The 12,930-nt window shown below is 35.0% G+C and carries 11 protein-coding genes; 1 reads left to right on the forward strand and 10 read right to left on the reverse strand.

The features are described from left to right. Nucleotides 1-25: 25 nt before the first annotated feature. The 10 genes from ACZSMY_RS17750 to nagA all read right to left on the reverse strand — a co-directional run bounded on the left by ACZSMY_RS17750 (nucleotide 26) and on the right by nagA (nucleotide 10,955). The gene (locus tag ACZSMY_RS17750; protein ID WP_465148087.1) at nucleotides 26-1,009 is read right to left on the reverse strand and encodes a GNAT family N-acetyltransferase; all 984 of its coding nucleotides are present in this window, start codon (nucleotides 1,007-1,009) and stop codon (nucleotides 26-28) included. Continuing rightward, a complete protein-coding gene (locus ACZSMY_RS17755) occupies nucleotides 1,006-2,094 on the reverse strand; it encodes a hypothetical protein (RefSeq protein ID WP_465148088.1) in 1,089 nt (362 codons plus the stop codon). Before ACZSMY_RS17755 ends, ACZSMY_RS17750 begins: the two co-directional genes overlap by 4 nt. Then, nucleotides 2,078-2,746: a sugar transferase gene (locus ACZSMY_RS17760; RefSeq protein WP_465148089.1), complete on the reverse strand. Its 669-nt coding sequence runs from the start codon at nucleotides 2,744-2,746 to the stop codon at nucleotides 2,078-2,080. The genes ACZSMY_RS17755 and ACZSMY_RS17760 overlap by 17 nt, the downstream gene beginning before the upstream one ends. Before the next feature lie 2 nt (nucleotides 2,747-2,748). Then, nucleotides 2,749-3,861: a DegT/DnrJ/EryC1/StrS family aminotransferase gene (locus ACZSMY_RS17765; RefSeq protein WP_465148090.1), complete on the reverse strand. Its 1,113-nt coding sequence runs from the start codon at nucleotides 3,859-3,861 to the stop codon at nucleotides 2,749-2,751. Between the two features lie 75 nt (nucleotides 3,862-3,936). Next, nucleotides 3,937-4,815, reverse strand: a complete 879-nt coding sequence (gene galU, locus ACZSMY_RS17770) for a UTP--glucose-1-phosphate uridylyltransferase GalU (protein ID WP_465148091.1) — start codon at nucleotides 4,813-4,815, stop codon at nucleotides 3,937-3,939. A gap of 28 nt (nucleotides 4,816-4,843) precedes the next feature. Beyond that, on the reverse strand, nucleotides 4,844-6,676 hold the full coding sequence (locus ACZSMY_RS17775; RefSeq protein WP_465148092.1) for a polysaccharide biosynthesis protein: 1,833 nt from the start codon (nucleotides 6,674-6,676) through the stop codon (nucleotides 4,844-4,846). A 60-nt stretch (nucleotides 6,677-6,736) separates the two neighbouring features. After that, on the reverse strand, nucleotides 6,737-7,501 hold the full coding sequence (locus ACZSMY_RS17780; protein ID WP_465148116.1) for a tyrosine-protein phosphatase: 765 nt from the start codon (nucleotides 7,499-7,501) through the stop codon (nucleotides 6,737-6,739). Between the two features lie 192 nt (nucleotides 7,502-7,693). Then, nucleotides 7,694-8,389, reverse strand: a complete 696-nt coding sequence (locus tag ACZSMY_RS17785) for a CpsD/CapB family tyrosine-protein kinase (protein ID WP_465148093.1) — start codon at nucleotides 8,387-8,389, stop codon at nucleotides 7,694-7,696. Then, nucleotides 8,367-9,137 (reverse strand): YveK family protein, encoded by a 771-nt coding sequence (locus ACZSMY_RS17790; protein WP_465148094.1) that lies wholly within the window; start codon nucleotides 9,135-9,137, stop codon nucleotides 8,367-8,369. Before ACZSMY_RS17790 ends, ACZSMY_RS17785 begins: the two co-directional genes overlap by 23 nt. 627 nt (nucleotides 9,138-9,764) lie before the next feature. Next, nucleotides 9,765-10,955 (reverse strand): N-acetylglucosamine-6-phosphate deacetylase, encoded by a 1,191-nt coding sequence (nagA, locus tag ACZSMY_RS17795; RefSeq protein WP_465148095.1) that lies wholly within the window; start codon nucleotides 10,953-10,955, stop codon nucleotides 9,765-9,767. Between the two features lie 756 nt (nucleotides 10,956-11,711). Between nagA and ACZSMY_RS17800 the strand changes: the two genes are divergently transcribed. Then, nucleotides 11,712-12,851 carry a C40 family peptidase gene (locus ACZSMY_RS17800; RefSeq protein WP_379542196.1) on the forward strand — a complete coding sequence of 380 codons (1,140 nt, stop codon included), beginning with the start codon at nucleotides 11,712-11,714 and terminating at the stop codon, nucleotides 12,849-12,851. Nucleotides 12,852-12,930: the final 79 nt, after the last annotated feature.

Consider the following 12,930-nt stretch of genomic DNA (forward strand, 5'->3'; position numbering starts at 1 on the left):
TTATTATCTATAAATGTACAACCTATTATTTATAACGATACGCTGGAAAAAATTCAATCTCCTCATTTATGTTTAATAATCCACAAAGTTTATCATACACTGATTTATTCCATATTTTTTTCCCAATATTAAATTCAAACTCTGTAGACTTAGTAAATTTCTTTTTAAATTTATATAATGGATCATCATCATTGTTAGACGTTCCACCACCATAGTGTATTAAACTAATACCATTTTCTTTTGCCCATTCTGCAGTAGCATGCTTAATGACATATGCTGGTGAAAGGTATAAGTATTCTGTTAGTGTTCCTGAAAGATGAGCATGAATCATATTGTTATATACAAAATAAAAACCCATAGCGATAATTTCCTCATTATAACTTACTTCAATCAATAAAATATTATCTTTTAAATTTTCCATGCATTCCTCAAAATAACTATTATCAAAGTAATAATAATCAGAAGCGTTATTCCTATCCATAGTAGAATAGTATACGTTTAAAAATTCACTTATATTATCAGGGCTGCGGGTTACTTTATAAGTAACACCCTCTTTCAAGGCTTTACGAATTGACTTTCTTGCACTTTTTGAAAACTCATTCATTAAGTAGTCTTTTTCAGAATTAACTGTTGTTCCTACAGTATTTCTTATATATGAAACATCATATACTTCACCAAAATCACTATGATTTTCGACAACTGGATGAAAGCGAACAAATTCACTTATAATATTATTATCTATACAATAGTTTTGAAAATCCTTTTCAAATTCATGAAGTAGAAGTTCTTTTTTTTCTTTATCGCAATCAATAATAATTGGACCACCATATCCATACGGTGTAACTAAATCATAATAGGTGTTACCATTTAATTTCAGAGGTATTTCACGCTTAATAAACATATGATGGATTTTACCAAATTTATTTTCAAATTCATAAATAAGGCACTTACCTTTTTCGATTTTTTCATAAAGACGACCATATTTTTTTTCAAAATATATATCAATCATAATCTACTCTCAAACTCTCCTATTTTGTTTAATTGGTACTCCATATCAAGTATTTCGTAGCGCTGATCACAAATCAATGAAAACTCCTGTTCATAAATATTTATATTTACACTATTGCTATCTACCATATTTGATATTGGCCAATGAACTGGGCAGTATATGGAATTAGCGATTAAAAAACTCTTGAGTTTATGTCTAACTTTATTATCTACTTTAATTGGAACAAACAACGGACAATCTGTTTCTAAGTTTAACACCTTAAACATTAATTCAATTGTATTGCTATCCTTCAGATTTTCATAAATATATTTCGCATTTTGAACTCTTGTTTTTCTAAGTTCACTAACATCTATGCACTTTAGAATACTTTCGGATAAAAAATCAATTGCTATATTTTTATATTTTGAATTTAACCCTCTATTAAATTCAGCAAATAAGTTTAAATATTGTTTTTTTACAATTTCTTCAATATTTTCACTTGCTAAGTATTCTTTTTTCAGTTTCATAGCTTTAGATTTTTTTTCTATTAATTCTTTAGATGGTTCATTTAATTTATAATCTTTAAAAGTCTTTTCTATTTTCATTGCAACTCCACCTGTTGCAATTGGCAGCCACTTTCTAATGCTAGCTACTAAGTAGTCAGCAGCTTCACAATGGCTGAATTTAGAAAACAACCTATGTGTAATATCTTCAATAACCAGTACCTTTTTCATACGGAAAGCACGCATAATTTCATCCATATTTGAGCACTGGAATCCAAAATAACTCATTCCAAAAAACAAATCGACTTGTTTAGTATAGTCAATTTCATATTTCACTTCACCTTGTTCAAAAAAAACACTATAAAATACAATTTCTATTCCTCGATCAACAAACGGTTGTAACATAGAATCGCAACAGTAAGAGGGCATATATACACTATCTAAATTTGACTCTATATCTTGTAATATATAGTCAATTGCAGTTCTTCCAGAAAAAAGAAACTTTCTATCATTACCAAGACTTGAAATCATTTCGTAAACTGAATTTTCTATTGGTTTTAATGATAGGTTTGGCATAGAAAATTCACTACCTATTTCTTTCATTTAAATCACTACTCTCCTGCTGTTTCATTCTATAATCTTGGAAATTACCTACGCTTCCCGTTCCTCGAACAACAACATCTTTTCTTTGAAATACAACAATAATTGTTTTTATTATTATCTTTATATCAAATATTAAAGATAAATTTCTTACATAATCTACATCATAACCAAACCTAGTTTCCCAAGAAGCTGTATTTCTGCCATTCACCTGAGCTAGACCTGTTAATCCTGGTCGAACATTATGACGTTGTCTTTCGTATTTGTTATAATGTGGTAAATATAATACAGAAAGCGGTCTTGGTCCCACAATAGACATATCACCTTTTATTATATTAAATAGACTAGGAAGTTCATCTAATGATGTCGAACGTAGTAATCTTCCAAACCTTGTTAACCTTATTTTATCAGGAAATAGATTTCCATTTTCATCTTTCTCATCCGTCATAGTACGGAATTTGTATAAAGTAAAAATTTCCTCATTTAATCCAGGTCTTTTTTGTTTAAATAATACAGGATCACCTAACTTTAACTTAATTAGAATACTTACAATTACAAATATCGGACTTAATATAATTATTGCTAGTAAGGATATAATGAAATCAAAAGGTCTTTTTATGTATCTCTGATAAATTCCCACTTTATCACTTTTCATTTTTAATCCCACACCTTTTTTATAACATTAACAATTCTATATAACTCTTCATCTGTCATCTTCGTATCACTAGGCAAACAAACACCATTCTCGAACAGTTGCTCAGACACACCTTGACCAACAAAAACATACTGCTTAAAAAAAGGCTGCATATGCATTGGTTTCCATACTGGTCGTGATTCAATATTCTCTTTTTCTAAAGCTTCAAAGACATCTAACGGTCTTATTTTTCCAGTTAATTGAATAGAACTCAACCAGTAATTAGGATTGTTCCACTCATTTACCGGCATAAATTCAATACCTTCCAAATCTCCCAACTCACGCTTATAAAAATCATATATGTACTTTTTCTTTTCTACTCGTTGGTCTAATACCTTAAGTTGCCCTCTGCCAATCCCAGCAGTTACATTACTCATTCTGTAGTTATAACCTATTTCACTATGCTGATAATGACGAGCTTGATCTCTTGATTGTGTAGCCCAAAAACGTGCTTTTGCTACTTTTTCTTCATTATTAGAAACTAGCATTCCACCGCCAGAAGTTGTGATAATTTTATTGCCATTGAATGAGAAAACCCCATAATCTCCAAACGTACCCGTATGCTTATCTTTGTAATAACCGCCTAATGATTCTGCAGCATCTTCTATTACTGCTACATCATGCTTTTTACAAATATCCATAATTCTATCCATATCGGCAGACAAGCCATATAGATGAACAACAATAACTGCTTTCACTTCCGGATATTTTGTAAATGCTTCTTCTAGCGCTTCTGGATCCATATTCCATGTTTTTTCATCACTATCAATAAAAACAGGAGTAGCATGTTGATACATAATCGGATTAGCTGTAGCAGAGAACGTTAAAGTAGAACAGAACACGATATCCCCTTCTTCAACACCAGCAGCTTTTAAAGCAAGGTGAATTGCCGCAGTTCCAGAAGATAAAGCTGCAGCTGATTTGATTCCTACTTTTTCTGCTAATTCATTTTCAAATTCATTTACATTGGTTCCTAGTGGAGCAATCCAATTTGCATCAAATGCTTCTTGTACATATTGTTGTTCATAGCCTTCCTCACTCATATGCGGTGAAGAAAGAAAAATACGTTCAGACATGGTTAAAAACTTCCTTCCTCAAGGTGTTATTCCTTCATGTAGTTATTTCATATTACTTTTTTAATTATCCGCTTTTCATTTCACTTTTATGCTCTTTACAGTATCTAATAAAAATCGATATAACTCATCTTTGATTTCATCATTCTCCAAGGCTAACTCAATAGTTGTCTTCACAAAGCCTAATTTCTCCCCAACATCATAACGACGTCCTTCAAAATCATAGGCATAAACAGGCTGAATCTCATTTAACATCTGAATAGCGTCTGTTAATTGTATTTCTCCACCTGCTCCAATCTGCTGTTTATCAAGGAATTGGAAGATTTCCGGATTAAAAACATACCTTCCCATAATTGCTAAATTGGAAGGCGCTGTACCTGCTGCTGGCTTTTCGACAAAATTATTTACCATATAGCGTCGACCTTCAGAAGTTCTCGGATCAACAATACCATAGCGTGAAGTATCTTCATTAGAAACCTGCTGAACACCTACGATTGAACTTTCTGTTTCTTCATATTGATTAATTAATTGACGAAGCCCAGGTGTTTCAGCTTTTACAATATCATCACCAAGTAGAACAGCAAATGGCTCATCACCAATAAACTTACGTGCACTCCAAACAGCATGCCCTAACCCTTTAGGCTCTTTTTGACGGATATAGTGTAAATCAACATTGGAAGCATAATTTACTTTCTCTAGAATATCAAATTTCTCTTTTTTTACTAATGTATCTTCTAATTCAAAATTATGATCAAAATGATCTTCAATCGCACGCTTCCCTTTTCCAGTAACAATAATAATATCTTCAATACCCGATTCAATTGCTTCTTCGATAATATACTGAATAGTCGGCTTATCAACAATTGGTAGCATTTCCTTTGGCATTGCTTTTGTTGCCGGTAAGAACCTCGTTCCCAAACCTGCTGCCGGAATAATTGCTTTTTTAATAATTTTCATTTCACACGCTCCTAGATTGATGATGAAATTAAGCTTTCATTGCTTCAAGCACTCGACGTTCCGCAAAAACAATTTTCATCATTTCTTCTTTCAACTCGACATTATTATAATCCTCATGCTTTTCTAGTAAATCTATAATTAATTGTCTATCTACTTCTACTGTACGACCAACATAGATTTTTTCATAGACTTGATCAGGAAATACTTCATCTTCATTGAGAAGTTCTTCATACATTTTCTCTCCCGGACGTAAGCCAGAATATTTAATCGGAATTTCCGCTTCTGTAAAGCCAGATAATTTAATTAAATTCTTTGCTAAGTCGGATATTTTGACGGGTTCTCCCATATCTAAAACAAAAATTTCTCCGCCTTTCGCAAGTGTTCCTGCCTGAATCACAAGACGAGATGCTTCAGGAATCGTCATAAAATATCTCGTCATATCTTCATGCGTCACCGTAACTGGACCACCATTGGCAATTTGCTTTTTAAACAACGGAATAACACTTCCCCGGCTGCCAAGTACATTCCCGAATCGTACAGCAACAAATTTCGTTGTGTTTTGCTGAGCTAATCCTTGGACAATCATTTCTGCAATTCGCTTACTTGCTCCCATCACATTGGTTGGATTAACCGCCTTATCGGTGGAGACCATGACAAACTTTGACACGCCAAATGTATCTGCAGCTTCTGCGACATTTTTTGTGCCAATTACATTGTTTTTTACAGCTTCATGAGGGTTGTATTCCATCAGAGGAACATGCTTATGCGCTGCTGCATGATAAATAATAGTAGGCTGATATTCTTGAACAATATTAAAAATACGTTCTCTATCTTGAATATCGCCGATAATAGGAACAATTTCTGTATCATGTTGTTCTAAAGTTGTTTTTAATTCCATATCAATATTATAAATACTAAACTCCCCATGCCCAACAAGTAATAGTTTTTTAGGTGAGAAACGCATCAGCTGACGGCAAATCTCAGAGCCAATTGACCCGCCTGCTCCTGTGACCATAACCGTTGTTCCTGTCACGTATTCGGAGATGGCACCAATATCTAATTTAACAGGCGCTCTTCCTAATAAATCCTCTACTTCGACATTTTTCAAATTACTTACAGAGATTTTTCCTGTCATTAAGTCTTCAATTTTGGGAAGTAGCTGCACAGAAACACCCGTTTCGTTACATTGATGAATCAATTTCTTTAAAGCGCCATTATGTAATGAAGGGATAGCGATTACAATGTGTTCTACCTGCATATTTTCTGCTATCTTCGAGATATCCTTCGACATTCCGACAACTGGCAAACTAAGGATTTCCATCTTTTGTTTAGTTAAGTCATCATCAAGAAAGCCGACAGGATATAGCTCAGCTTTTTCACTTTCATTTTGCAACTGGCGGGCAATCATCACACCTGCAGCACCGGCGCCGACAATTAAGGTCCGTTTTTGATTATCTGTTTTTTTGCTGGCATAGCGATTTCTAGTTAACCGCCATACAAAGCGTGATCCCCCAATAAGGACAATATGTAAAAGCCAGGTTATCACTAATGCCCGTCGAAAAATTTCATCATTGACCAAAAACTGCACCAAACCGACAGAAATAATTGTCAATGTTACAGCTTTTACAATGGCAATTAATTCTCTTATACTTGCATAAGACCAGACTTTATTATATAACTTAAAAATAAAGGCAAAAATATGATGAAAAATCAAAAATGCAATGGCACTTAACCAAAGTTCATCACCTAGAAAAACACCTGGATAAGATGGGTAGACCATCCAGAAAGCAATAAATACCGATGACGTTACAATAAGTGAGTCTAAGAGTATCAAAAGCGCCAGTCTTTTTTTATATGTCATAGGAAAACCTCCCTTCCTTTCAAAATCAAGTTCATATATAAAATAACTAGAATTCTCTTTTTAAAATAATCCCAAAAATTTCTTTTTCTTAGGTAAGCTAGGTTCCATGCGGTTTACGTTTTTGTTATTTACCAGCAGTTCGCTATTTTCCTGAAATAAATAGACAAAATCAGTTCCGTAAGATTTTTTGACAGCATCAAAGGCTTCATCCATGACAAAACTGCGTGATTTGATATTATGGGCATCCGATGCAATAAAATGGGTTTGATTACATTCAATCAACTGCTCTGCATACTTCTTGATATCCTTGCCGAATTTACCGACTAGGCTGGCTGCAGTGACTTGGCTTAACGCACCATTCTTTACAAAATCATATAGTAGATTAGGATTTTCTAATAACTCCACGTTTCGTTCCGGATGAACAATAATAGGTGTAAGACCCTTCATTTGGATATCAAAAAGCATTTTCTTTGCATATTGCGGCACACTTGCTGAAGGGAATTCAATAAAAAGAAATTTTGTTTCGTTCAAAGGAAGAATCTCATCATTTTCTATCCCTTGTAAGATTTCACCATAGATTCTTGTCTCTTGACCAGGCAATACTTCCAGAGGAATCCCCTCATTCTTGAATAACTCATTTAAAATAGAGACATTACGAAGAATGGATGCTTTATCATTGAAATAGGAACCGTTATAATGATGTGGTGTCGCAATGACCGTACGGATACCTTGTTCAACAGCCTGTTTGGCCATTGCAATACTATCTTCTTCCGATTTTGCCCCATCATCTATACCTGGTAAAATATGTGTATGTATATCTATCATCATTTTCCCCTCCAACATTGAAAAAAACGAAACATCATACCGTTTCTAAGCCTCGTTCTATTTATTCATAGTATAGCTTGTTCAATCGTCAATCACAACGAAGTTTTCGCAATATTCCTTATCCACTTCATTGCTATCCAACCTTGGATTTTAATAAAAAGAGCACTTATTATAAAGGGCTCTTTTTATTTTTTAACTGCCATAGTAATAATAATAATTTGCTTCTTTTTTATCTCTATCATTTAAGACCACACCAAGAACATTTGCATGAACAGATTCCAATGCTTCTAATGCTTGCTTTGCCGCATCATTCTCCGTTTTTTTACTGCGAACAACCAAAATAGCACCATCTACATAATTAGCTAAAATTTTCGCATCGGTTACAGCAAGTACTGGCGGCATATCAAAAATCACCATATCATATTTTTGTTTTGCAGATTCGACAAATGCCTGCATTCTTCTTGACCCTAATAATTCAGAAGGGTTAGGCGGTATAGGGCCACAGGAAATCACATCTAAATTAGTAATATCAGAAGCTTCTGCAGTCTCTTCCAAGGTTGTTTCACCTACTAATATATTGCTTAGTCCACGTAAGTTATCTAAACGGAAAGTATAGTGAATCGTCGGTTTACGTAAATCGGCATCGACTAATAACACTTTCTTTCCTTGCTGTGCATAAACAACTGCTAAGTTCGCTGTTGTCATGGACTTTCCCTCTGCTGGACCAGCAGAGGTGAGTAGCATACTTGTGATTTCTTTATCTACAGATGCAAATTGCAAATTCGTTCTGACCGTACGGTATTGCTCGGAAATCGGAGAACGGGGATTGGTATTCGCAATTAAATGCCGCATTTTGCTCCCTATGTTAAATTGTTTTTTTCGCGCCATTTAAACCCCTCCTCCCTGTTGTTTCTGTTTGTTCTAAATTTGCACGCTGATGTCCCTGAATATCGTTTTCATCTACATGAGAGATAACTCCAAGTACCGGCACTCCCAATTGTTTTGAAATATCCTGCTCTGTTTTGATGGTATTGTCTAAGTATTCCAGTAAGAACGCAATTCCTACACCTAGCATTGCTCCAAGTACAATCCCAATCGCAATATTTAAAATTGGATTTGGTGCAACAGGTGATGGATTCTCTGCTAATTCAGCCTGTGTCAAAATAGCAACATTATCGACATTCATAATAGACGGAATCTCTTCTTGGAATATTTCTACGGTTGTGTTAGCAATGTTCACAGCCTGCGCTGGATCTTCATCTGTTGCTGTTACAGTAACAACCTGAGAATCCTCTTCGCTGCTGACGTTAATCTTATCTGCAAGCTGGCCAGTTGTTAAATCTAATCCCAGTTCATCAACAACTGGGTTCAAGATGGCAGGGCTGCTAATAATTACATTGTATGTATTTATAATTTCAACATTTGTTCTTAAATCTTGTTGTGTAAACTGTCCTGCTTCTTGTTCTTGTTGTGTCTGGTTAACAATAAACTGTGAACTGCTCTGATATTCTGGAGTTAACACAAAGTAGCTAAGTACAGCTGCAATAAAAGCAATACCTAAAATGCATGTCAATATAAATACCAGCCGCTTTTTGATAACTTCAGCTATCTCCTTTAAAGATATCGTTTCTTCCATTTCTTTACCCCCATTACTATATTAAAATCATTTTCTTGAAATCTTACTATCTTATAATTATTTGAATAATTGCTCACAAAAGAATAAACATACCATTATATTACACATTTGGAATAAATAATATGAATTTCCACTAGTTATTTACTCATACCATATGGAGAAACACACTTCTTTGTTAGGTGCTTTTTTCCATAAGTCGAATTATATCATACTGAATGCATTTTACCATATATATTTTGTTAAATTTTTGTTCATTAACGAAGAGAGCGTTTACATTTATTCTTATGTCAAGTTTAAACGTTTTTTTACAATTTGGTTACACCATTTCTGTTAGTTAGTATCATATAAAGAATAACCTATAGTAACATAGGTGTATCACCCCTTATGTTTACTCTAAATCAATGCTTTCATTTTTTGCTAAATAATAGCTTCCAGCTATAAAAAGCATAAATATTAAATTGAAATAACACTTCTATTACATTTTCCTTCTATAATAAATGCTTCTTATAACAATAAACATTTAATCTATCAATAAATCATCTATTTCTCAAAAAAGCAAAGCATTCATCTCTTCCATCCATTTATTGAATACTTTGCTTTTTCGTTCCCCTAACTCAATAGGGCTCTTTATTTCTCTTCCTGATAAGCCACTTCTCCCCGACAAATCGTATATGCTATATCCATCTCCTCATTTAACAAGACAAAATCCGCATCCTTACCAACCTCAACACTGCCTTTTCTATCAAAAATCCCAACTTGTTTCGCCGGATTAACCGCAGTCATCTTCACGATATCCTGTAAAGTAACTCCATCTAGTTTCAGCATCACCTTCACCGCATCAATCATTTTCAAGATACTGCCAGCCAAAGAACCATTCTCCAAGGTAGCCTCCCCATTTTTCACAAAAACAGGCTGTCCACCAAGCTCATACTCTCCTTCATCCAACCCTTTTGCCCGCATTGCATCGGTAATCATAATAATTCGATCAGACCCAACATTATCATAAATAAGCTGCAGCATCTCTGGCACAACATGAATACCGTCTGAAATCAACTCAGCACGTAAATCCTCCAACAGAAAAGAAGCTCCCACCGCTCCGATATCACGATGATGAATGCCATTCATTGCATTACATAGATGCGTCAGCTGCCTAACACCTAATTTCGTAGCATCCTTTATTTGCTGGAAGGAAGCATCCGTATGCCCTGCGGATACATTCACGCCAGATTGATTTAGTGTTTCTATAAATTCTCCTGTTTTATCATGTTCAGGAGCCATGGTAATTGTCCGAATTTGTCCATTTGCATCATCCTGCCAGGCTAAAAATTTAGACAGATCCGGTTCTGTTATATATTGCTTCGGTTGTGCTCCTGCTTTAGAAACTTCTACAAAAGGGCCTTCTAAATGAACACCGACTAAATCCGCTCCTTGTTTTTCTCCATCAGCAGTCCATGCAGCAACATTTTTTAACGCAGCAGATATTTCTTCATCTGATTGGGTAATGGTCGTAGCAAGATAGCTGGTTGTCCCTTCTGATGGCAGCTTTTCTGCAAGTGTCTGTAACGTTTCTGCTGTCGCATCCATCACATCCACGCCATAGCCACCATGAATGTGTCCATCAATAAAACCCGGCAGCAATTTTAATTTGTTCTCTGCATCGATAACTTTTCCAGAAAAGGAAACATCAGCTGCTTCTTCCTGTGTCAGAATCTGTGTTATTTTTCCGTTCTCTGATATAACGGATGCGTTTTTTATAACTCCTTCCGGCAGATATGCTTCTTGAATGTTTTTTATAAGCAATGTTGATTGTTCCACCATCTATTCCTCCAATTAATCATTAATCTATTTCTTCTATTATAACGCTATCTCTTTAATAAATGTATATTTTGTTGTTATTTCCCGGGAAATGATATGATTTATCGAAATAAATTCAATGGAAAGTTACACGTAAACGTCTGTTCAATGTACATTTACATTATTTGCCAAGAATGATTATGTAATTAATTACTTTCCCTCTATCTATATAACTATTTCTGTCATTATTAACAATACTTCAAACCCGATTATATACCTAATCTTCAAATGAAAGTGTTATCAAAACAGTTCTATCGACCTTATTTTTTAAAACATTACAAACATGTTACATTTCTCTATATAACCTACCATTATTATCTATAAAACGATATAATTCTATAAAGATGTATTTATTGGATTATTTTTCATAGACAGATGTGCTAGATTACATATTTGTACTATGCCGTAATGGAATAAACTAGTAATACTTCATTAAAACTAACAAACTACATTCTATCAATCACAATAAACAAACATCTGGGAGTAAAATACATCTTGTTCGTTTATGGAATATGGGATTTGTACTTATACCAGGATTGTTGCGTACATCGTTTATGGATTTATTTCTTCATTAATATAACGTACGAACAAAGCTAATAGAAAGTATACCTGTCACATACAGTTATTTTCTTGATGCACTCCTCTTTGGTCTCCTTACAAATCATATTCAAACACATCTCTAAAACCCCAATCATTAAAATCTAAGGAGGAAACGCACACATGGCTAACAAAAAAATCATCTTCTCTGTTACTGCATCTGCAGCAATTGCATCTGCCTTTGTAGCAACAGACAGTGCTGACGCAGCATCTTACAAAGTAAAAAGTGGCGACAATCTATGGAAAATCGCCCAAAGTCAAGGAACAACCGTGTCCAAATTAAAATCTATCAATAACCTTTCTTCGGATCTTATTTTCCCGAATCAGGTTTTACAAACAACTGGGTCTTCAAGTTCGAATTCCAGCTCTGGTTCTTCTTCTAGTTCCAGCTCCAGCTCGAATTCAAGCTCAAGCAGTTCCAGCGGAAGTACATATACAGTGAAATCCGGTGATACATTAAGCGGTATTGCCTCTCGACACGGTATTTCTTTAAATAACCTAATGAAGTGGAATAATCTATCTACGACATTAATTTACCCTGGAAATAAATTAACTGTCAGCAGCGGCGGTTCCAGCAGTTCAAGCTCTAGTAATTCTAGCAGCTCTAGTTCCAATCCAAGTTCTGGATCAAGCTCTTCCGGCTCAAGCTCCAGTTCTTCCAGCACCTATAAGGTGAAATCTGGGGACAGCCTTTCTAAAATCGCAAGCCAGCATGGAACGACTGTATCTAAATTAAAATCGCTCAATAACCTGTCATCTGATTTGATTATTGCCGGCCAGACATTAAAAGTAAATGGTTCCAGCAGCTCTAGTTCCAGCTCTTCTAACAGCAGCAGTTCAAATAGCAGCTCTGGATCATCCAACAGCTCTTCCAGCAGCTCATCATCTAGTGCAGGTTATAATGTAGACACCCTTATCTCTGTCGGGAAAAGCCAACAGGGCGACCCTTATGTATGGGGAGGAAGTTCTCCTGGCGGGTTTGATTGCAGTGGGTTCATCTATTACGCTTATAATCAGGCAGGTAAAAATATTCCTCGTACCAGTGTTGCAGGCTATTATGACAGAGCACAGACGATTAGCAATCCGCAGGTAGGAGATTTAGTATTCTTCTCTGGAACGTATAAATCTGGTCCATCTCATATGGGTATCTATGTTGGAAATAATCAGTTCCTTCATGCAGGTTCATCTACTGGTGTTACCATCACATCCTTGGATAACCCTTACTGGAGCTCTCATTTCGACAGCTTTAAACGTTTTTATTAAAATACGAGCATTATTGAAAATCTGTACCCGCCTGTTCCAGACGAACAGCAGGTACAGATTTTTATTTTGCTTACCTCTT

It is taken from the genome of Oceanobacillus sp. B139/18 (assembly GCF_055524595.1).

Bases quoted from the DNA above. Each gene is read 5' to 3' on its own strand.
- ACZSMY_RS17750 (WP_465148087.1), bottom strand. From the start codon at position 1,009: ATGATTGATATATATTTTGAAAAAAAATATGGTCGTCTTTATGAAAAA.
- ACZSMY_RS17755 (WP_465148088.1), bottom strand. From the start codon at position 2,094: ATGAAAGAAATAGGTAGTGAATTTTCTATGCCAAACCTATCATTAAAA.
- ACZSMY_RS17760 (WP_465148089.1), bottom strand. From the start codon at position 2,746: ATGAAAAGTGATAAAGTGGGAATTTATCAGAGATACATAAAAAGACCT.
- ACZSMY_RS17765 (WP_465148090.1), bottom strand. From the start codon at position 3,861: ATGTCTGAACGTATTTTTCTTTCTTCACCGCATATGAGTGAGGAAGGC.
- galU (WP_465148091.1), bottom strand. From the start codon at position 4,815: ATGAAAATTATTAAAAAAGCAATTATTCCGGCAGCAGGTTTGGGAACG.
- ACZSMY_RS17775 (WP_465148092.1), bottom strand. From the start codon at position 6,676: ATGACATATAAAAAAAGACTGGCGCTTTTGATACTCTTAGACTCACTT.
- ACZSMY_RS17780 (WP_465148116.1), bottom strand. From the start codon at position 7,501: ATGATAGATATACATACACATATTTTACCAGGTATAGATGATGGGGCA.
- ACZSMY_RS17785 (WP_465148093.1), bottom strand. From the start codon at position 8,389: ATGGCGCGAAAAAAACAATTTAACATAGGGAGCAAAATGCGGCATTTA.
- ACZSMY_RS17790 (WP_465148094.1), bottom strand. From the start codon at position 9,137: ATGGAAGAAACGATATCTTTAAAGGAGATAGCTGAAGTTATCAAAAAG.
- nagA (WP_465148095.1), bottom strand. From the start codon at position 10,955: ATGGTGGAACAATCAACATTGCTTATAAAAAACATTCAAGAAGCATAT.
- ACZSMY_RS17800 (WP_379542196.1), top strand. From the start codon at position 11,712: ATGGCTAACAAAAAAATCATCTTCTCTGTTACTGCATCTGCAGCAATT.